This is a genomic window from Niallia sp. Marseille-Q9988 (assembly GCF_976954375.1).
In genome coordinates this window covers 164,086-184,943 of sequence record NZ_CDRJSZ010000008.1, presented here as the reverse complement: position 1 = coordinate 184,943, position 20,858 = coordinate 164,086, and the positions used below count along the sequence as shown (strand labels likewise).

18 protein-coding genes are annotated in these 20,858 nt (G+C 36.8%); 17 read left to right on the top strand and 1 reads right to left on the bottom strand.

The genetic code is table 11. The features are described from left to right. The first annotated feature begins 353 nt into the window (after window positions 1-353). The 8 genes from ACWNMZ_RS16265 (at window position 354) to ACWNMZ_RS16230 (ending at window position 9,779) form a co-directional block, all read left to right on the top strand. Window positions 354-1,091: a ClpP family protease gene (locus ACWNMZ_RS16265; RefSeq protein WP_031534587.1), complete on the top strand. Its 738-nt coding sequence runs from the start codon at window positions 354-356 to the stop codon at window positions 1,089-1,091. After that, on the top strand, window positions 1,088-1,300 hold the full coding sequence (locus tag ACWNMZ_RS16260) for a YlzJ-like family protein (protein WP_031534588.1): 213 nt from the start codon (window positions 1,088-1,090) through the stop codon (window positions 1,298-1,300). Before ACWNMZ_RS16265 ends, ACWNMZ_RS16260 begins: the two co-directional genes overlap by 4 nt. A 97-nt stretch (window positions 1,301-1,397) precedes the next feature. Then, entirely contained in the window at window positions 1,398-3,731 is a 2,334-nt protein-coding gene (locus tag ACWNMZ_RS16255; RefSeq protein ID WP_031534590.1) for an FtsK/SpoIIIE family DNA translocase, read from the top strand. A 381-nt stretch (window positions 3,732-4,112) separates the two neighbouring features. After that, entirely contained in the window at window positions 4,113-4,844 is a 732-nt protein-coding gene (locus tag ACWNMZ_RS16250; RefSeq protein WP_031534591.1) for a GntR family transcriptional regulator, read from the top strand. Between the two features lie 61 nt (window positions 4,845-4,905). Continuing rightward, window positions 4,906-5,973, top strand: a complete 1,068-nt coding sequence (locus tag ACWNMZ_RS16245) for a BMP family lipoprotein (protein WP_031534593.1) — start codon at window positions 4,906-4,908, stop codon at window positions 5,971-5,973. A 255-nt stretch (window positions 5,974-6,228) separates the two neighbouring features. Next, entirely contained in the window at window positions 6,229-7,758 is a 1,530-nt protein-coding gene (locus tag ACWNMZ_RS16240; RefSeq protein ID WP_031534595.1) for an ABC transporter ATP-binding protein, read from the top strand. Beyond that, window positions 7,758-8,816, top strand: coding sequence for an ABC transporter permease (locus tag ACWNMZ_RS16235; protein ID WP_251627940.1), 1,059 nt, complete (start codon window positions 7,758-7,760; stop codon window positions 8,814-8,816). The genes ACWNMZ_RS16240 and ACWNMZ_RS16235 overlap by 1 nt, the downstream gene beginning before the upstream one ends. After that, window positions 8,817-9,779 (top strand): ABC transporter permease, encoded by a 963-nt coding sequence (locus ACWNMZ_RS16230; protein WP_251627942.1) that lies wholly within the window; start codon window positions 8,817-8,819, stop codon window positions 9,777-9,779. Between the two features lie 327 nt (window positions 9,780-10,106). Here the strand turns inward: ACWNMZ_RS16230 and gpmA are convergent, their stop codons facing one another. Further along, complete coding sequence (gene gpmA / locus ACWNMZ_RS16225) at window positions 10,107-10,898, bottom strand: 2,3-diphosphoglycerate-dependent phosphoglycerate mutase (protein ID WP_251627944.1); 792 nt, start codon at window positions 10,896-10,898, stop codon at window positions 10,107-10,109. 614 nt (window positions 10,899-11,512) lie between these two features. Here gpmA and yfmF point away from each other — a divergent pair. The 9 genes from yfmF to recA all read left to right on the top strand — a co-directional run bounded on the left by yfmF (window position 11,513) and on the right by recA (window position 20,666). Next, window positions 11,513-12,793, top strand: a complete 1,281-nt coding sequence (gene yfmF, locus ACWNMZ_RS16220; protein ID WP_251627946.1) for an EF-P 5-aminopentanol modification-associated protein YfmF — start codon at window positions 11,513-11,515, stop codon at window positions 12,791-12,793. Next, on the top strand, window positions 12,793-14,076 hold the full coding sequence (yfmH, locus tag ACWNMZ_RS16215) for an EF-P 5-aminopentanol modification-associated protein YfmH (protein WP_251627948.1): 1,284 nt from the start codon (window positions 12,793-12,795) through the stop codon (window positions 14,074-14,076). Before yfmF ends, yfmH begins: the two co-directional genes overlap by 1 nt. An 83-nt stretch (window positions 14,077-14,159) precedes the next feature. Beyond that, window positions 14,160-14,882, top strand: coding sequence for an elongation factor P 5-aminopentanone reductase (gene ymfI / locus ACWNMZ_RS16210; protein WP_235247670.1), 723 nt, complete (start codon window positions 14,160-14,162; stop codon window positions 14,880-14,882). Window positions 14,883-14,975: 93 nt separating this feature from the next. After that, a complete protein-coding gene (locus ACWNMZ_RS16205; RefSeq protein WP_031534605.1) occupies window positions 14,976-15,233 on the top strand; it encodes a DUF3243 domain-containing protein in 258 nt (85 codons plus the stop codon). 456 nt (window positions 15,234-15,689) lie between these two features. After that, window positions 15,690-16,481 (top strand): DUF3388 domain-containing protein, encoded by a 792-nt coding sequence (locus ACWNMZ_RS16200; RefSeq protein WP_031534606.1) that lies wholly within the window; start codon window positions 15,690-15,692, stop codon window positions 16,479-16,481. A 19-nt stretch (window positions 16,482-16,500) separates the two neighbouring features. Next, window positions 16,501-17,388, top strand: coding sequence for a helix-turn-helix domain-containing protein (locus ACWNMZ_RS16195; RefSeq protein WP_031534607.1), 888 nt, complete (start codon window positions 16,501-16,503; stop codon window positions 17,386-17,388). Window positions 17,389-17,504: 116 nt separating this feature from the next. Then, complete coding sequence (gene pgsA / locus ACWNMZ_RS16190; protein ID WP_031534609.1) at window positions 17,505-18,083, top strand: CDP-diacylglycerol--glycerol-3-phosphate 3-phosphatidyltransferase; 579 nt, start codon at window positions 17,505-17,507, stop codon at window positions 18,081-18,083. Window positions 18,084-18,182: 99 nt separating this feature from the next. Then, entirely contained in the window at window positions 18,183-19,421 is a 1,239-nt protein-coding gene (locus tag ACWNMZ_RS16185; RefSeq protein WP_235247714.1) for a competence/damage-inducible protein A, read from the top strand. A gap of 201 nt (window positions 19,422-19,622) precedes the next feature. Continuing rightward, window positions 19,623-20,666, top strand: a complete 1,044-nt coding sequence (gene recA / locus ACWNMZ_RS16180; RefSeq protein WP_284561325.1) for a recombinase RecA — start codon at window positions 19,623-19,625, stop codon at window positions 20,664-20,666. The last annotated feature ends 192 nt before the right edge of the window (window positions 20,667-20,858 follow it).

Genomic DNA, 20,858 nt, shown 5'->3' with positions numbered 1-20,858 from the left:
CTTTAATGTGGAGAGAGGAAAGAAAAAGAGGTGTTCAAAAGGCGATGAAAACCATTATGTGGTGAGAGGTGAGATAAAATGGTGTTCATCAAGAAAATCTAACCACATAATATCGAGACATCCAGAAAAAGGCAGTGCTCATAATAGCTAAAACCCCTCCACTATTCCAAGCCCTCCCTAATAAAAATACATCCATAGCAATGCTCCCCGTCTATTGATTCAAATAACCCCTTTTATAATGCTGTTCCTTCCATCATTACTATAAACCCGATTTGTCTTTTGATTTCAACCGCATGAAATAGTGTCTCTCGCTTCATACTAATATTATTATGGTTTTAGGAAGGGAGAACATCATGGTTTCAGTAAATAATAATCAGCCTGAAGAACAGCCGAAAGAGGATAAACCAACAGGTGGTTTAATGGAAAAAATCCAACAGTTGGGTCAAACCAATGTCCCACAGCTTTCTCAGGATTCCAAAATACATTGTTTAACGATTGTTGGTCAAATTGAAGGACACTTACAATTACCACCTCAAAATAAAACGACGAAATATGAGCATTTAATTCCGCAAATTGTTGCAATTGAACAGAACCCGAAAATCGAAGGGGTACTGGTTATTTTAAATACAGTTGGAGGAGATGTAGAAGCTGGGTTAGCTATTTCCGAAATGCTTGCATCTCTTTCTAAACCAACTGTTTCTCTTGTCTTAGGTGGAGGACATTCTATCGGTGTACCAATCGCTGTATCCTGTGATTATTCTTATATTGCAGAAACTGCAACGATGACCATACATCCAATACGATTAACAGGGCTCGTTATTGGAGTGCCTCAAACATTTGAGTACTTAGATAAAATGCAAGAAAGAGTCGTTAATTTTGTTACAAAACATTCCAAAATAACCGAAGAAGATTTCAAAGATCTTATGTTTGCAAAAGGTAATTTAACAAGAGATATTGGAACAAATGTAATTGGGATAGATGCTGTTACTTCGGGGCTTATAGATGATGTTGGTGGGGTAGGAAATGCAATGAAAAAGCTCAATGAGTTAATTGATGCAAATAAAGAACAGACAGAAGGGATTATTCAATGATTATGTATACAATGATGCCAGAAGAATTGATTTTTCCAATGAGTCAAGACATATATGAAAAGCAACAAGTTATAAATTATAATGGAATACCTATATTAGTAGCAAAAAATGAAGCAAATGAATTAGAAGTGGTGAGAGTGCTTAGCACTGACCCTAGTCATTTTCTCCATATAGGCATGCAGCCCGGAACAAAAATTCCAAACATATAATCTGTTTTTTCTAAACTATGGTATAATATAGTAATCAATAAAGAAGCAGCCTAAAGGCTGCTTCTTTATTACAAATGATTATATTAGGTGATATAAAATGGCGAAAAGGAAGAGAAGAAAAAAAAGACAAAAACAAGCGCTAAAATTAACAATACAATATGAACTTGCAGCACTTGTCATTATGGCGTTGAGTTTTATCTCCATTCTACAGCTTGGTGCAGTTGGTGCAACAATGGTATCCTTTTTCCGTTTCTTCTTCGGAGAGTGGTATATGCTTTGTCTGATTGGACTAATCGTATACGGTGGTTATTTAATGTGGAAACGAGAAAAACCATATATGTTTCATACTAAATTGAATGGCATCTATTTAATTGTTGCAGCTATTTTGTTATTAAGCCATGTGACATTATTTAAACTGTTGGCCAGTCAAGGAGCTTTTACGAATCCAAGTGTAATTTATAACACATGGGAATTATTTTGGATGGAAGTAGATAAACAAGCTACGAATATTGATCTTGGTGGTGGAATGATAGGAGCCGTTTTATTTGCCCTATTCCATTATTTATTTGATACAGTAGGTACACAAATCATCAGCTTTATTGTGATTGTGATTGGCTTTATCTTATTGACAGGCAAAACTTTAAGTGGTGCCTTTAAAAAGGTATTATCAGGTATTTGGAATTTTATTCAGGATCAATGGTCGGCGTTTGTGCAGGATTTGAAAGATTGGAAAGAATCCATGCAAAAAAATAAGGAAAAACGCCAAGCGGATAAACAAGCAAAGAAAGAAAGCAATCAGCAGGAGGAAAATACGAGTCCGCAGATTATCGTGAATACTCCGCAAGAAGAAGAGCCCTACATACAAGAGCCAATTATCAACACATTTGCAGAGAGAGCATATCAAGATGAAATCATTCAGGAAGAGCCTGTTTCAAAGACGGAAGAACCGCTGGATGAAGAGGATGTTGTTGTTCCAATAACATTTACAGAACTAGAAAATAAAGATTATAAGCTTCCTCCATTAAAACTATTGAAGCTACCAAGAAAGGCAGATCAGAGTGGGGAATATGAACAAATCCATGCAAATGCTGCTAAACTAGAAAGAACCTTTCATAGTTTTGGTGTAAAAGCAAGAGTGACAGAGGTTCATTTAGGTCCCGCTGTAACAAAGTATGAAGTTCATCCAAGTGAAGGGGTAAAAGTAAGTAAAATTGTCAATTTAAGTGATGATTTAGCATTAGCATTAGCAGCAAAGGATATTCGGATTGAAGCGCCGATTCCTGGGAAATCAGCAATCGGGATAGAAGTGCCAAATTCAGAAGTTGCTGTCGTTTCCCTTAGAGAAGTGTTGGAATCTAGTAAAAATGATAAGCCAGATTCCAAGCTGTTGATTGCATTTGGACGGGATATAACAGGTGAAGCAGTATGTGCAGAATTAAATAAGATGCCTCATTTACTTGTTGCCGGAGCAACGGGAAGCGGAAAATCAGTCTGCATTAATGGAATCATTACAAGCATTTTAATGAGAGCAAAGCCTCATGAAGTAAAATTGATGATGATTGACCCAAAAATGGTGGAATTGAATGTGTATAATGGGGTGCCTCATTTGCTTGCACCTGTTGTGACAAATCCGAAAAAAGCATCGCAAGCATTGATGAAGGTAGTAAGTGAGATGGAAAGAAGATATGATTTATTCTCCCATACGGGCACAAGAAATATTGAAGGCTATAATGAATATATAAAACGCATTAATGCAGAAGAACAGGAAAAGCAGCCACTTCTTCCATTTATTGTTGTGATTGTGGACGAGCTTGCTGACTTAATGATGGTAGCATCGTCTGATGTAGAAGATGCCATTACGAGACTTGCTCAGATGGCTCGTGCAGCGGGTATCCATCTTATTATTGCAACACAACGTCCTTCTGTTGATGTCATCACAGGTGTTATCAAAGCGAATATACCATCTCGAATTGCGTTCGCCGTATCCTCTCAAACAGACTCACGCACGATTTTAGATATGGGTGGAGCAGAAAAGCTATTAGGAAGGGGAGATATGTTATTTTTCCCTTATGGGGCTAGTAAACCGGTTAGGGTGCAAGGTGCTTTCCTATCAGATGAGGAAGTAGAGGAAGTAGTTGACTTTGTAATTGGACAGCAGAAAGCACAATATCAAGAAGAAATGATTCCTGATGAAATTGTCGAAGTTACAGGGGCAGTTGAAGATGAATTGTATAATGATGCGGTGGAATTAATCGTTGAAATGCAAACAGCTTCTGTCAGTATGCTACAAAGAAGATTCCGTATCGGCTATACAAGAGCGGCAAGATTAATTGATGAGATGGAAGCTCGCGGAGTAGTAGGACCATATGAAGGTAGTAAACCGAGAAACGTCCTTATCCCAAAGGGGTCGGAAGAAATGAACATCCAGTAAAGAACAAGCTAAATTAGTATGGATTAAATAAAATCCTAGCAGTTTTAGTATGAAAATTTTTGTTTAAATTAGATAGAAAATAATCATATTTAAGAAGAGAACCTGAAATAGTATAGCCTATTTCAGGTTCTCTTTTTATCGTATATTCGGAACAATCCTTCGAGTGGCGGAAGAAAAAGAGGAGAAATGCCTGGAATTTTTACAGGAATATACAAATGAAACCGATTGATTTCCGAACAATCCCTCATTTCTGTTTTTTTTCGACGAAATTCTTAAAAGTCTATTTATTTATTAGTCAAAAAGTGTTATAGTATTTTCGATTAGTAGGAATGATTGAACATCAGAGGTCTGATGTCTTAGAAATGTTTGGAGGAACATCATATGCTAATTAAATCGGATACGAGACATTTATATTTGCAAGTGGTTGATCGTCTAAAGAAAGATATTCAGAAGGGAATATTCAAAGAAAAAGAAAAATTCCCCTCAGAATTCGAGCTTGCAAAGACTCTAGGTGTAAGTCGTGCCACTTTAAGAGAGGCATTACGTACATTAGAAGAAGAAAATGTGATTGTCAGAAGACATGGCGTTGGCACTTTTGTTAACAGTAAACCATTGTTTAATTCTGGCATCGAACAATTGAATAGTGTCACGAATATGATTAAGCAGGCAGGAATGAATCCAGGCACCATATTTCTAAGTTCAAACACGATGTTTGCCACTGAAGAAGATACGACACGCTTCTCTACTGTGCAAGAGGAAGAACTACTCGTTATTGAAAGAGTTCGAACAGCTAATGGCGAACCGGTTGTTTATTGTATTGATAAATTGCCACAGAAAATCTTACCTGAACGTTTTTCATACGATCAAGAATCGATCTTTCAATTCTTGGAATCGGATAGTCAAAGACATATTACATACGCTGTTGCACAAATCGAACCAATTGGATATCACGAGAAAATATCTCCCATTCTGCAATGTGAGCCCGAAACTGCTCTGCTTGTTCTAAAGCAGATGCACTATGATGAGAAGGATGAACCGATTCTTTATTCAGTAAATTACTTTCGATCAGATAAGTTTAGCTTTCAAGTATTAAGAAAACGAATTTATTCGTAAAGGCTGGACAAACTAATCACAAACGTTCTTTAAATTACAAAAAATCTAGGGGGTACAAGCTTTGAAGAAGCGTAAATTTGGCTTAGCACTATCTTTAGTATTAGCTGCTGGTACTGTATTAAGTGCTTGTGGAAGTAATGACAAAGGTAACGACAATGCAGCAGAGGATGATAAAGAGAAAGACTCATTTCAAGTTGCAATGGTAACAGATGTCGGTGGAGTTGATGATAAATCATTCAACCAATCTGCTTGGGAAGGTTTACAAGCGTTTGGTGAAGACAATGGTCTTTCAAAAGGTAATGGTATTGATTACCTACAATCACAGTCAGATGCAGATTATGCTACTAATTTAAATAGCTTAACTCGCCAAGGTAATGATTTAGTATTTGGTATTGGATTTATGATGGAAGGTGCAATTTCAGAAATTGCTCAACAACAAACAGATGCTCATTTTGCAATCGTTGACGCTGTAGTAGATCAACCAAATGTAGCAAGTATTACATTTAAAGAGCAAGAAGCTGCTTTCTTAGCTGGTGTAGCAGCTGCCCATGCAACAGAGTCGAAGAAAATCGGTTTTATCGGTGGGGTTGAAGGAGAAGTTATCGGTCGCTTCGAAGCTGGATTTGTTGATGGAGTTAAAGCAGTAGACCCTGATATTGAAGTAGATGTACAATATGCTGGTGCTTTTGATAAACCTGAAATTGGTAAAACAATTGCAAGTAAAATGTACTCTTCTGGTGCAGATGTAGTATTCCATGCTTCAGGTGGTACTGGTGCTGGATTATTCTCTGAAGCACGTGATTTAAAAGAAAAAGATCCTGAAAAATACATCTGGGCAATCGGAGTTGACTCTGATCAATCAGCTGAAGGTGCTGTTGGGGATCATAACATTGTGTTAACTTCAGCATTAAAAGGTGTTTCAACTGCAGTACAAGATATCTCTACAAAAGCAAAAGAAGGTAATTTCCCTGGTGGCGAAACTACTGTTTACGGCTTAAAAGAAGATGGTGTTGGACTTGCAGCAATCAATGAAGAAGTAGAAAACAAAGCAGAAATCGATGCAGCTGTTGAAGAATGGACTGCAAAAATTAAAAACGGTGAGTACACTGTTCCTGATACTGTTGAGTAAATAGCATATGCTAATTTTCCAGGAATAAGTGGTTTGCATTGCAAACACTTATTCCTTTTTTACGACAAAAAATAGAATTTTAACTAAAGAGTAGAAGTATTATTCTAGTCTTTATTAAAAATTTTATAGGATGAAATTATCGTGGTATAAAATTACATAATTTCTTTGTGGATGGTTTTAGAACATTATTTCTTTGACATCATACGTATTTTTTAGCTTTATAATTTGTAAGGCAAGTAAGAAGGAGTGGATTAGATGGAATATGTAATCGAGATGTTAAATATTCGAAAAGAATTCCCTGGTATTGTTGCAAACAACAATATCACCCTTCAAGTTAAAAAAGGTGAGATTCACGCGCTTTTAGGGGAAAATGGTGCAGGAAAATCTACGCTTATGAACGTACTTTTTGGGTTATATCAACCAGAAAAAGGCGAAATTCGTGCGCGTGGGAAAGTCGTTAATATTTCAAATCCGAATATTGCTAATGATTTAGGAATTGGAATGGTCCATCAGCATTTTATGTTGATTGATACCTTTACAGTAACGGAAAACATTATTTTAGGAAAAGAAACAGTTAGCAAAGGAAAAATCGATCTAAAAAAAGCAGAAAAAGAAGTGCAGGAAATCTCTGAGCGATATGGCCTAGCGGTAGATCCGAAAGCAAAAGTTGCCAATATTTCTGTAGGGATGCAACAAAGAGTAGAGATTTTAAAAACTTTATATCGCGGTGCAGAAATTTTAATTTTTGATGAACCGACAGCTGTTTTAACACCACAGGAAATTACAGAATTAATTGGCATTTTCCGCAAGTTAATTGAAGAAGGAAAGTCCATTATCTTAATTACTCATAAATTAAAAGAAATTATGGAAGTTTGTGACCGAGTGACCGTTATCAGAAAAGGGGAAGGTATCGGCACATATAATGTTAAAGATACAAACCCAAATGAGCTTGCAAATTTAATGGTTGGTCGTGAAGTTTCCTTTAAAACAGAAAAGAAAGCCCCAAATCCGAAAGATACGGTATTAAAAATTTCTGATTTAACGGTGAAAGACAATCGTGGTGTTCATGTAGTGAATTCTCTCAACCTAGATGTAAAAGCAGGGGAGATTGTCGGAATTGCTGGAGTAGACGGAAATGGTCAGTCTGAATTGATTGAGGCAATTACTGGTTTAATGAAAAAAAATAATGGCAGCATCACCCTTAACGGTAAGGATATTAGTGTCCTAACACCACGTAAAATAACGGAAAGTGGCATTGGCCATATCCCGCAAGATAGACATAAACATGGTTTAGTACTTGATTTTTCGATTGGCCAAAATATGGCATTGCAAACGTATTATAAAAGACCATTTTCTAATTATGGCTTCTTGAATCAAACAGAAATGGAGAAAAAAGCAAGTGAATTAATTGAAGAATTTGATGTGAGAACACCAAGTATTCACACACCTGCAAGAGCTCTTTCTGGCGGAAATCAGCAAAAAGCGATAATTGGTAGAGAAGTAGATCGTGATCCTGATTTGCTTATAGCAGCTCAGCCAACGAGAGGACTGGATGTTGGTGCGATTGAATTTATCCATAAACGTTTAATTGAACAACGAGATAAAGGAAAGGCAGTCTTGTTAATTTCTTTCGAATTAGATGAAATTTTAAATGTGAGTGATCGAATCGCAGTTATTTTCGACGGGGAAATCATTGCAACTGTGGATCCAAAAACAACAACAGAACAAGAATTAGGGCTATTAATGGCAGGATCGAAAGCTAAAAAAGTGGGTGTGGAGAAATAATGTCTAATACAATAAAGAAAATTAGCATTCCAATTATTTCCGTATTATTAGGGGTTATTGTTGGTACAATTATAATGCTTGCAACAGGATACAATCCTGTTGAAGCATATACTGCGCTATGGAATGGTGCATTTGGCGAAATCTATTTCACTGGAGAAGTTGTTCGTCAAATTACACCATTGATTCTTGCAGGTCTTGCAGTTGCCTTCGCTTTTCGTACCGGACTATTTAATATTGGGGTAGAAGGACAATTAATCGTTGGCTGGCTTGCTGCAGTTTGGGTAGGTATTGCTTTTGATTTACCAAAAATCATTCACTTGCCACTTGCTGTATTAGCGGCTGCTGTTGCTGGAGCGCTTTGGGCATTTGTGCCAGGCTTCTTAAAGGCAAGATTTAGAGTTCATGAAGTTATCGTAAGTATTATGATGAACTATGTTGCGTTACATGTATCCAATTATTTAATTCGAAATGTCCTAACAGATAAGGCAGACCGTACAGAAACGATTCCACCATCTGCTAGCTTGCGCTCTGATTTTTTAGCTAGCATTACGGACTATTCTCGCCTTCACTGGGGAATTTTAATCGCCATCGGCTGTGTGATTCTAATGTGGGTTATTTTAGAAAAGACGGTAAAAGGATATGAGTTAAAATCGGTTGGTTTTAACCAAAATGCATCTCAGTATGCTGGAATGAACGTAAATCGCAACATTATTCTATCCATGGTTATCTCTGGTGCTTTTGCAGGTCTTGCAGGAGCGATGGAAGGTTTAGGAACCTTTGAATATGTAAGTAATAAAGGTGGATTTACAGGTGTAGGATTTGATGGAATTGCCGTTGCCTTGCTTGGAGCAAATGGCCCTGTGGGAATCTTGCTAGCTGCTTGCTTATTCGGTTTCTTAAAAGTAGGAGCATTAAATATGCCACTTGAAGCGGGTGTTCCAAATGAGATGGTGGATATCATCATTGCTTTAATTGTATTCTTTGTTGCTTCAAACTACATGATTCGCTTATTCCTGGACAGATTAAGTAAAAATAAAAGTAAAAAGGGGGAGAAGTAAATGGGATTAATGGATGTTTTATTAATTGTCATACCCTCTTCGCTATTGTTTGCTGCTCCACTAATATTTACTGCACTCGGCGGTAACTTTTCCGAACGAGCTGGAGTTGTAAATATTGGATTAGAAGGTTTAATGGTTATGGGGGCTTTCTCTTCCATTGTGTTTAACTTAACTTTTGCAGATAGTCTTGGTGATTGGACACCTTGGATTTCATTGCTTGTTGCAATGGTTGTTGGTGCGATTTTCTCTGTGCTACATGCCGTGGCAAGTATCACATTCCGTGCCGATCAAACCGTTTCTGGTGTAGCGATTAACTTGCTTGCTGCTGGACTTGCAATGTTTTTAGTGAAATTAATTTATGATGGAAAAGGACAAACAGGTACCATTCGTTATAGCTTTAAAAAAATTGATATTCCGATATTAAAGGATATCCCTGTGATAGGTGATTTATTTTTCTCTAACACGTATTGGACTTCTTACTTAGCAATTATAGTTGCAATTATTGCATGGTATGTGATGTATAAAACGCCGTTTGGTTTGCGTTTACGTTCTGTTGGGGAACATCCTATGGCAGCAGATACGATGGGAATTAACGTAATAAAAATGCGCTATATCGCAGTTATTCTGTCAGGTGCTTTTGGCGGAGTTGGCGGTGGGGTATTTGCCCAGTCTATTACGAATGATTTTACACACGCTACAATTAGTGGACAAGGGTTCATGGCACTTGCTGCCCTTATTTTCGGAAAATGGAATCCACTGGGTGCAATGGGTGCAGCGATTTTCTTTGGCTTTGCTCAGAGCTTAAGTATTGTTGGAAGCAGCTTACCATTCTTAGAAAGCATTCCAAGTGTATATCTATTAATTGCACCATACGTATTAACGATTATTGCGTTAACTGGCTTTATTGGTCGCGCAGATGCACCGAAAGCTTCTGGTGTACCTTATATTAAAGGTAGTAGATAATATGAATTTTTAGAAAATGAGAAGAGGCTGGGACATAGGTACTCCAGCCCAAGTTATAGCCAAACAATTACACGAAACTTTCGTATAATTGTTTGGCTTTTTTTGAAAATAATGTTCCATAAAGTTTGTTGCTATTACGCGCAGCTAAAATACACTATTTCTGATATGACCGCTCGCTTTGCATGGGGAGAGCGCCGAGTCTCTTCACAGTTCACTGAGCGAATGAAAACTACTTTTGATAATTATTCGCTCTTACAGACCTTCTATTTAGTTATTTTCCATCCTAGTTCCTATTCTCGGAAAAAATCCTTCCTAACCGATGATTTCTTATTCCTCATGTGTATTAATCGCTTTCGTCTTTATTTCTTTATCCAATAATTCACTTGGAATATGTTTTGGAATGACATTCGCTGGAACTTCCCCGTTCATATCTAAATAATAATGACGAATAGGTTTAAGGGTGCTATCATTTAGTTCATAAACCAATGGAATGCTTGTTGGGATGTTCAAAGAGGCTATTCCATCTGATGAAACATTGTCTAAATACTGAATAATAGCCCGAATAGTATTGCCATGTGCAGCGATGATAACTTTTTTGTTTCTCTTTAACATTGAGGCGATTTCTTGATCCCAATAGGTTAAAACTCGTTTTTCCGTATCGGCAAGATTTTCTGTTAACGGAAATTCTCCTTCTTTTAGCTGCCCATAGCGAGGATCATTGATTGTGTATCGAGGATCTTCTTTACTGAGAGCAGGTGGCCGAACATCCATGGACCTTCTCCACTGCTGCACTTGCTCTTCCCCAAATTTCTCCGCTGTCTCTGCTTTATTAAGCCCTTGTAAAGCGCCATAATGGCGTTCATTTAACTTCCATGTTTTATGGACGGGAATCCACATACTGTCCATTTCATCAAGGATAATCCAGAGGGTGCGGATAGCCCTTTTTAAATAGGAAGTAAAGGCAGTATCAAAGTAAAAGCCATTCCTTTTTAAAATCATCCCCGCTTCTCTTGCTTCTGTTAATCCCGTTTCAGATAGCTCGACATCAGTCCAGCCGGTAAAACGGTTTTCTACATTCCAAACACTTTCCCCGTGGCGAATCAAAACTAATTTTGGCATCACATTTATCTCCTTTTCATCTTTTTCGCTTCCTTTATTTTTTTCCTATTTTTGAATAAATAATCTTTTGAACTTTTTCATTGAATAAATCAAATGGGTGTATTTTTATTTTTGGTTGAAATAGATGTAATTCTAATGATATGTTGAAAATACAAATTGCATAAACATTATTAGCAAGGAAAACAAATAAAATGGTTGGTTTTACCAATGGAGAAGGATAGGGCATTATTATTAGGTTTGAAAAAGATTCTAGAGGGAATGATACGTACCTTGGTATGAACTATGAAAGTGCTGCGAGCTCTGTAAGCATAATCTAAACAGCTTTTAGTAGATGAGCAGAACACCACTTTTTTATTTTTATCCGACTAAAAAAAATCAGGTCGTTTAGGTCATTTTTTGTTGGAGTCGTTTCATGCGTCTTTTTGGTGTCAGAAGAGAAAGTATTTTTATGTGGAGTTTAAACTATACGACAAAGGAGGAAATGAAATAAGAGAAATAGAATCATAAGTGGAAGGAAAATTAACGAATCCTTCCTTTATAAGAATAACCTTATAAATAGAGTAAATACTAGTAAGTAGTGTATGATTAGTGCAAGTATACGTAGGAGGTATGTTATGAGTGTAGCATCGGAAAAAATAACGAAGTATGGTGGCTTTCAATTACATACAGTAAAGACAGAAAAATTTAAAACAAACAATATTGTGGTGAAATGGCGAACCCCCATAACAAAAGAAAATGTAACACACCGGGCACTTCTTCCATATGTGATGCAAAATAGCACCGAGAAATATCCCACAACAGCAAAGCTTCGTTCCTATATAGAAGAGTTATATGGAGCGACCTTTTTTATCGATCTTGCTAAAAAAGGCGAATATCACATTGTTTCGTTTTCATTAGAAATTGTGAATGAAAAATTTTTATCAGATCCGACTCCTTTATTAAAAAAAGGATTGGAATTTTTAGCGGAGGTTATTTTTCATCCGAATGTCACAGACAATGGTTTTGATCAAAATGTTATAGAAAATGAGAAGCGTGCTTTAAAGCAAAGAATTCAATCAATCTATGATGATAAAATGCGTTATTCCAATCAACGTGTGATTGATGTAATGTGTGAAAACGAACCGTATGCACAAAGCGTATATGGAGAAAAAGAAGAGGTGGATAGCATCACACCACAATCCCTTTATTCCTATTATCAAAAGGCACTCGCAGAGGATCAAATAGATCTGTATATGGTGGGGGATCTAAATGAAGAAGAGGTTGCTTCCTATATAGAAGAGTTATTTCCGTTTAAGGAAAGAACCGCAAAGTCCATTGACCGCAGAACCCCTCATGAAACAAGAGAAGTGAAGGAGGTACGCGAGGTTCAGGATATTAAACAAGGGAAATTAAATATGGGATTCCGTACTCAGATTGTCTATGGGGACCCTGAATATTTTGCGCTGCAAGTACTAAATGGCATATATGGCGGCTTCTCTCATTCAAAATTGTTTATTAATGTCAGGGAAAAAGAAAGCCTCGCTTATTATGCAGCAAGTCGCCTCGAAAGCCATAAAGGTCTATTGCTAGTTATGTCAGGGATTGATAATCAAAACTACGAGAAAGCAGTGAAAATTATTAAAGAACAAATGGATCTCATGAAAAAAGGAGAGTTTTCTGATCAGGAAATCATGCAGACAAAAGCAGTGATTCATAATCAAATGCTGGAAACATTAGATACCTCCCGTGGGATGATTGAGTTGTTCTATCACAATAGTGTAAGTGACAAATATATCGAAATGGGCGAATGGCTGCAGCAGATGAGTAAAGTTTCTAAAGAAGAGATTATCGAAGCTGCCAAGAAAATCGAATTGGATACTGTTTATTTCTTAACCGGATCGGAGGGGAATGCATAATGGAAAAAATAGAATTTGCTCAATTGCAAGAAGAGTTATATTATGAAAAATTAGCGAATGGTCTAAAAGTGTATATTTTACCAAAAAAAGGCTTTAATAAAACATTTTGTACGTTTACAACAAACTATGGTTCGGTAGATAATACCTTTGTTCCCCTTGATGGTTCTGATTTCACACAAGTCCCTGATGGAATTGCTCATTTCTTGGAGCATAAGCTTTTTGAAAAAGAAGATGGAGATGTTTTTCAAGATTTCAGCAAGCAGGGAGCAAGTGCGAATGCATTTACTTCTTTTACAAGAACGGCCTATTTATTCTCAAGCACATCCAATGTTGCCAATAATTTAGAAACATTGATAAACTTTGTGCAAGAGCCTTATTTTACGGAAAAAACAGTGGAAAAGGAAAAAGGAATAATCGGTCAGGAAATAACCATGTATGATGATAATCCAGATTGGCGCCTATATTTTGGTTTAATTGAAAATATGTATGTCAATCATCCAGTGAAAATTGATATTGCCGGAACAATTGAATCGATTTCTCATATTACAAAAGACATGCTTTATGAGTGCTACCATACATTCTATCACCCAAGCAATATGTTGCTTTTCATTGTGGGGCCAGTTGATCCAGAAGAATATATGACGCAAATAAAAGAAAATCAAGGGAAAAAAGAATATACGAATCATAGCGAAATCCAACGTAAATTTGAAGAAGAACCGAAGCATGTAAATAAGGAAAAACAAGTATTAAAAATGAACGTTCATACATCTAAATGTCTTGTTGGAATTAAAGGGATTGACGTGGAGCAGTCAGGTAAAGAAATGATGAAACAAGAGTGGAGCATCAATTTATTACTTGATTTCCTATTCAGCGAAAGCTCAGAGAACTATCAAAATCTTTTCCAAGAAGGTTTAATTGATGATACTTTCTCCTATGATTATACACAGGAACATGGCTTTGGATTTGCGATGATTGGTGGAGATACAAGTGATCCTGATCGTTTAGAGGCTGCAATCAAAGAAATCCTTATGAAGGCGAAAACAGGTGATTTTGCAAGCGAGACATTAGAAAGAACAAAGAAAAAGAAAATTGGTGCATTCTTGCGTGCAATTAATTCACCAGAATATATTGCGAACCAATTTACCCGCTATGCATTTAATGAGATGAATTTATTTGACGTAGTGCCTACTGTGGAGGAAATCACAGTAGAAGATATTAAAAACGCGGCGACTAAATTATTGGAGGAAGACAGAATCACGACATGCCAAGTAGTGCCGAAATAATAGGAATGCAGACACAAAGGATGGCTTACTTTGTGTCTGTTGCTGTTTAGATAAATAAGGATGTATATGGAGTGGAAAAAAGAATGGGGAAATGGATTTTAGTTACGGGCGCATCTGGTGGAATAGGACAAGCAATAGCGAAACAGTTGGCTGAAGAAGGGTATTCCCTTTATTTACATTTTCATCAAAATAAACCTGCAATGGATAAGTTACTTGCAGCGTTATCAGGATATGGGGGAGAATATGTTCCCATTCAAGCAGATTTAAAACAACCAGACGCTTATAAGAAAATGGTCGGAAATATTTTTACAATCGATGGCATTGTTCATGCGAGCGGCATTAGTACATACGGGTTATTTACAGATTTACAGGATAAAGAAATGATGGATTTATGGAGTGTCCACGTTCATTCGATGATGTGTATAACAAGAGAGCTATTACCGAAAATGCTTTCAAAGCAAAGTGGAAATATTATCGTAATAACAAGTATATGGGGGCAGGTAGGGGCTGCAATGGAAGTGGCTTATTCCGCTGTAAAAGGAGCACAAATAAGCTTTGTGAAGGCGTTAAGCAAGGAGCTTGCCTACAATGGTATTCGGGTAAATGCAGTTGCGCCTGGCGCCATTGAAACAAATATGCTTCAGTCATTTTCGTCAGAGGAAATGCAAATAATCGAAGAAGAAATCCCAATGGGAAGAGTAGGAAGGCCGAAAGAGGTGGCAGAAAGCATATCATTCTTATTATCAGAGAAATCCTCCTATATGACAGGACAAGTTCTTTCCCTAAATGGAGGATGGCATATGTAATACTTTTTCCAATTGCTTTTCATGCATATTATTTCAGGAACTATCCAAAATAATGATGTAATGCACACTTAAGCAATGAAAGGAGTATTTCATATGTCCATCTTAGAAAATTGGGATCAATGGAAAGACTTTTTAGCAGATCGTCTTCATCATGCTGAAAATGAAGGAATGAACCAAGCAGTAATAGGAGATCTTGCTTTTCAAATAGGAGATTACCTATCCAATCAAGTTCAACCCAAAAACGAACAAGAAAAAATTCTATCTGATCTATGGTCAGTTGCAGATGAACAAGAACAACATGCAATCGCTAATATGATGGTAAAACTAGTTCATAATAACGGAACAAAATAATGTTTGTAAAAGCTCGATAAATAGAGGAATATTTATCGAGCTTTTTCTGTTGGGGATAGGAGGTAGATGGTGTTTGCTGAATTAGTGACCGTCTCTGAAGCCCGAGAGCAAGGAAAGTAGGGTGGAAGGTAACAGAGAGAGCGTCTCTAAGCCTGAAAGCAAGAAAAAGTAGCACACAAGGCAACAGAGAAATCCAGTCTAAACCACCAATAAAAATACAACCATTCCCCAAAGCAAAAGCACCTATAAAGGGCAACCATCATCACAACCGTGCAAGAAGAAAGTATCGCCACTAAACCTCAAATAAAGCACCATTTTTCTAGAAAACAGCTTTTCTGCAAAAAGTCTATCTTTTTTTCTATTTTTATCCCTTTTTTCTTGATTATTTATACTATTCCTATATGATAGAAATTAAAAGACTAGAAATTTTCACTTGATATTTGTAGGAGGATTTTTTTGGAACAGAAGGAATGGTATTTAGAATACGAAATTCAAAAAAACCGACCTGGTCTATTAGGGGATATCTCCTCTTTACTAGGGATGCTTTCTATCAATATTATTACGATTAATGGGGTAGACGATGGACGACGCGGCTTATTAATGTTAGCGAAAAATAAGGAACAAATAAAAAGGTTAGAATCTATTCTCTATACTATGGACACAATAAAAGTAATCAAGCTTAGAGAACCTTCTTTAAGAGATAAACTTGCGGTGAGACATGGTCGGTATATTCAAAGAGATGCGGATGATAAAAAGACATTTCGATTTGTTCGCTATGAGCTTGGATTGTTAGTAGATTTTATGGCTGAATTATTTAAAACAGAAGGTCATAAACTAATCGGCATTAGAGGAATGCCACGTGTAGGCAAAACCGAATCTATTGTTGCGGCCAGCGTTTGTGCAAATAAAAGATGGCTTTTAGTAAGCTCCACCTTGTTAAAGCAGACAATCCGCCATTCCTTAATGCAAGGAGAATATAATGAAAACAATTTATTTATCATTGATGGAATTGTATCTTCTAAGCAAATCAATGAGCGACATTGGGCCGTAATTCGAGAAGTGATGCGCCTGCCCTGTATCAAAGTGGTAGAACATCCCGATGCCTTTGTACATAATACAGAATACACTTTAGACGATTTTGATTATATTATTGAACTAAGACATGAGCAGGGTGAGGAGATTCTTTATGACGTTCATAAAAAGAATGCTCTTGCCATAGAAAGTGAATTCGAGGGTTTTGATTTTTAGTAAGTTGGAAGGTGTTATCTTGAGTGAATTAGGAAATCGATTAAAGGAAGCTAGAGAAGCAAAAGGACTAACATTAGAGCAATTACAGGAGATTACAAAAATCCAAGTCCGTTATTTAGTTGGCATTGAAGAAGGTAATTATAGTATGATGCCAGGTAAATTTTATACACGGGCATTTATCAAACAATACGCTGAAGCGGTCGATTTGGTGCCAGAAGAATTATTTGAAGAATATAAAGAGGAAGTACCGACAACGGCAAATGATGAGTTACCGCAAAATTTATCGAGAGTGAACTCAAGGAGATCGTTAGACGGAGCAAGTTCCAAGGTACTTGATATCCTGCCAACTATACTTATAGCTATATTGGTTTTAGCTGTCGCCTTTTTGTTCTGGTATTTTGTGTATGCAAAAGATTCCGATCCAGAAAAACAGTCTAGTAATGATACGGAACAAAATTCTGTTTATATGAAATCAGATGCATTAAATGAAAAAGAACAAGAAAAAGCAACAGAAGAGAATGCAAATAAAGATGAAGAGAAAGTAGTAGAGGAAGAAGAGAAAAAGGTAGAAGAGGAAGAAAAACCAAAACAAGAGATTACTAAAAAAGAAACAGAGGGAAGAACCACTACTTATGAGGTAGAAAATGCGGAAAAGTTTGTTGTGAAGCTTGTTTCCACTGGAAAAGTTTGGGTCGATATCCAAAATGGGAAGAACTATTCGTTTTTCCAAGGTATTCTTGAAAAAGATGGATCTGATACCAAAGAAGTAGATCTATCAAAAGAGACTGAAGCTAATATCATTATCGGAAATAGTCAGGTAGATGTTTTTGTCAATGATGAGAAATTAGAGTTAGGTGATTCTTCCTCTAGACAAGATCTTGTCATTAAATACGTAAAAGAAGAATAGTCATCCATTCGATGACTATTTTTTCGCTATTCTAACGTATTTAGGTTATAATACTAATGGTTTTAATTTATTTTTATGGAAGTGGCGATGATCGTCATGGTAATGGAGGATGTAAGATGAATTTACCAAATAAGATTACGGTAGCAAGAATTTTATTAATCCCTGTCTTTCTAGTAATTATGCTAGTAGATTTTTCTTGGGGAGAGCTAACACTTTTAGGAGTTACCTTACCGAGGACACATTTTATCGGTGCCTTGATTTTTATTATTGCATCCACAACGGATTGGATTGATGGACACTTTGCAAGAAAATATAATCTAGTAACTGACTTAGGGAAGTTCCTAGATCCTTTAGCAGATAAATTATTAGTTTCTTCTGCACTAATTGTTTTAGTAGGGTTAGATATGGCGCCTGCGTGGATTACTATTGTTATCATCAGTAGAGAATTTGCGGTAACTGGCTTGCGATTAGTACTTGCTGGTGGCGGCGAAGTTGTCGCAGCAAATATGCTAGGAAAAATTAAAACATGGGCGCAAATTGTTGCGATATCAGCACTTTTACTACATAACATGATTTTCGAGCTTGTTTCACTGCCATTTGATATCCTTGCACTATGGGTTGCCTTGATTTTTACAATCTGGTCTGGCTGGGATTATTTTGCAAAAAACAAACAAGCTTTTGTTTCATCCAAATAAAATAGAGGAATAAAAATGAGGACATCGATTTTACAAGCGAATATTGCTTTATTAATGATGTCCTTTCTTTATGAGCGACAAAAAGGGGGAGCACAAGAGATGAATGCAGAAATTATCGCGGTTGGCTCAGAATTATTGCTTGGACAAATTGCCAATACAAATGCCCAATTTATTTCCAAGCATTTAGCCGACTTAGGAGTAAATGTTTATTATCATACCGTTGTGGGAGATAATGCTGCTCGTTTAAAGGAGGCGATTAAAATTGCAGAAAGTAGAGCGCAATTGCTTATTTTTTCAGGAGGACTTGGGCCGACAAAGGACGACTTGACAAAAGAAACGATTGCAAATCATCTAGGAAAAGAGCTAGTCTTTGATAAAGCTGCACTTCAATCAATTGAAGACTATTTTATAAAGACAAAACGGACAATGACCGAAAATAATAAAAAACAAGCGTTAGTTCTAGATGGATGTGAGGTTCTTCCAAATGACCATGGAATGGCTCCTGGTATGTTTCTGAAAAAAGACAATCATTTTTATATGCTATTACCTGGACCACCAAAAGAAATCCAGCCAATGTTTGTAAAATATGGATTTCCAGCGGTACAAGAGCAAATGACAAGTAAAGATGTCATCATTTCGCGTGTGCTTCGCTTTTTTGGTATTGGGGAGTCTTTATTAGAAACAAAAATTGAAGATTTAATTGATGCACAGACAAACCCGACGATTGCACCACTTGCAGGCGATGGGGAAGTGACATTGCGTATTACATGTAAGCATGATTCAGTGGAAGAAGCAGATAAATTAATTGCAAAGACAGAAGAGGAAATATTCTCTCGAGTAGGCGAATTCTTCTATGGGTATGATGACACAACGTTAATGAACGAACTCGCACACGTATTATTGAAGAAAAACTTGACTCTTGCTGCTGCAGAAAGCTTAACTGGTGGCTTATTTCAACAAGAGGTTACGAGCATTCCTGGTGCCGGAAACATTTTCCAAGGAGGAGTTGTCTGTTATACAAATGAGGTGAAGAATCAAATCCTTCATGTAAAAGAGGCAACCATACAAGAACATGGCGTTGTTAGTGAACAATGTGCAAAAGAGCTAGCGGAAAATGTTGCAAGCTTATTAAATGCTGATATTGGCATAAGCTTTACAGGTGTTGCTGGTCCAGATGAACTCGAGGGAAATCCAGTTGGTACCGTTTTTATCGGGATAGCCAAAAAAGGGGAGCCGACAAAAGTGGAAGCTCTAGTGCTAAGTGGTACTAGAGCTGGTAACCGAATTAGAAGTGTAAAATATGGTCAATATTTTTTATTGAAAATGTTGCAGCAATAGACTAAATAGACGGAAGTAAGGGTTTCTTGCTTGCGTCTTACTAGAATAGTGCTTCTCCCACTAGAAATAAAAAAACGAATGAATGTTCGATTTTTTGCTGTACAAATGAAAAGAAAAAAGGTATATTAAGTATATAATCTTTTAAACAACGAATGAATCATGTTAGTTAGATTCATTTTTTATATAAGGAGGAGAACGTATTTGAGTGATCGTCAAGCTGCATTAGAAATGGCGTTAAAACAAATAGAGAAACAATTCGGTAAAGGTAGTATTATGAAGCTGGGAGAACAAGCTGATAGAGTCATTTCTACTAGTCCAAGTGGATCATTAGCTTTAGATGCAGCCCTAGGTGTTGGTGGATATCCAAGAGGTCGTATTGTTGAGATATATGGTCCTGAAAGTTCAGGTAAAACAACAGTAGCGCTACATGCTATTGCTGAGGTTCAGGCAAATGGCGGACAAGCAGCATTTATTGATGCAGAGCATGCATTAGATCCAGTATATGCACAAAAGCTTGGCGTTAATATCGATGAATTATTACTTTCTCAACCAGATACTGGGGAGCAAGCGCTAGAAATTGCAGAGGCTTTAGTTCGAAGTGGTGCAGTTGATATATTAGTAATTGACTCTGTAGCTGCACTTGTACCAAAAGCAGAGATTGAAGGAGAAATGGGAGATTCACATGTTGGACTTCAAGCACGCTTAATGTCACAAGCCCTTCGTAAATTATCTGGAGCAATTAATAAGTCAAAAACAATTGCTATTTTTATCAACCAAATTCGTGAAAAAGTCGGAGTTATGTTCGGAAACCCTGAAACAACTCCTGGCGGACGTGCTTTGAAATTCTATTCATCTGTTCGTCTAGAAGTTCGTCGTGCTGAAACGTTAAAACAAGGGACAGACATGGTAGGAAACAAAACAAAAATCAAAGTGGTTAAAAATAAAGTAGCACCACCTTTCAAAGTGGCAGAAGTAGATATCATGTATGGAGAAGGTATCTCTAAAGAAGGCGAGATTATTGATCTTGGATCAGATCTTGATATTGTTCAAAAGAGTGGCGCTTGGTATTCCTATAATGATGAAAGATTAGGACAAGGCCGTGAAAATGCAAAACAATTCTTGAAAGAAAACAAAGAAATGCGTCTAGAAATTCAAAAGAAAATACGTGATCATTACGGGCTAGATAAAGAATTAACACTAAAACCTGAAAATGACGACCAAGAACAATTTGAATTAATCGATTAATTGTTTACCAAAAGATGGTATAGTGGCATATCCACTTTACCATCTTTTTTTGATTGATTATGAATAAAGTGACGATTAGACTAGCTAATAGAATCTATCGTTTATTCGATGATATTTTATTATAGTTTCAGGCTGCGGGCGATAGCAACAAACTTTACGAAAACAGCCTAATTTTAATGAGATTTCTAGAGA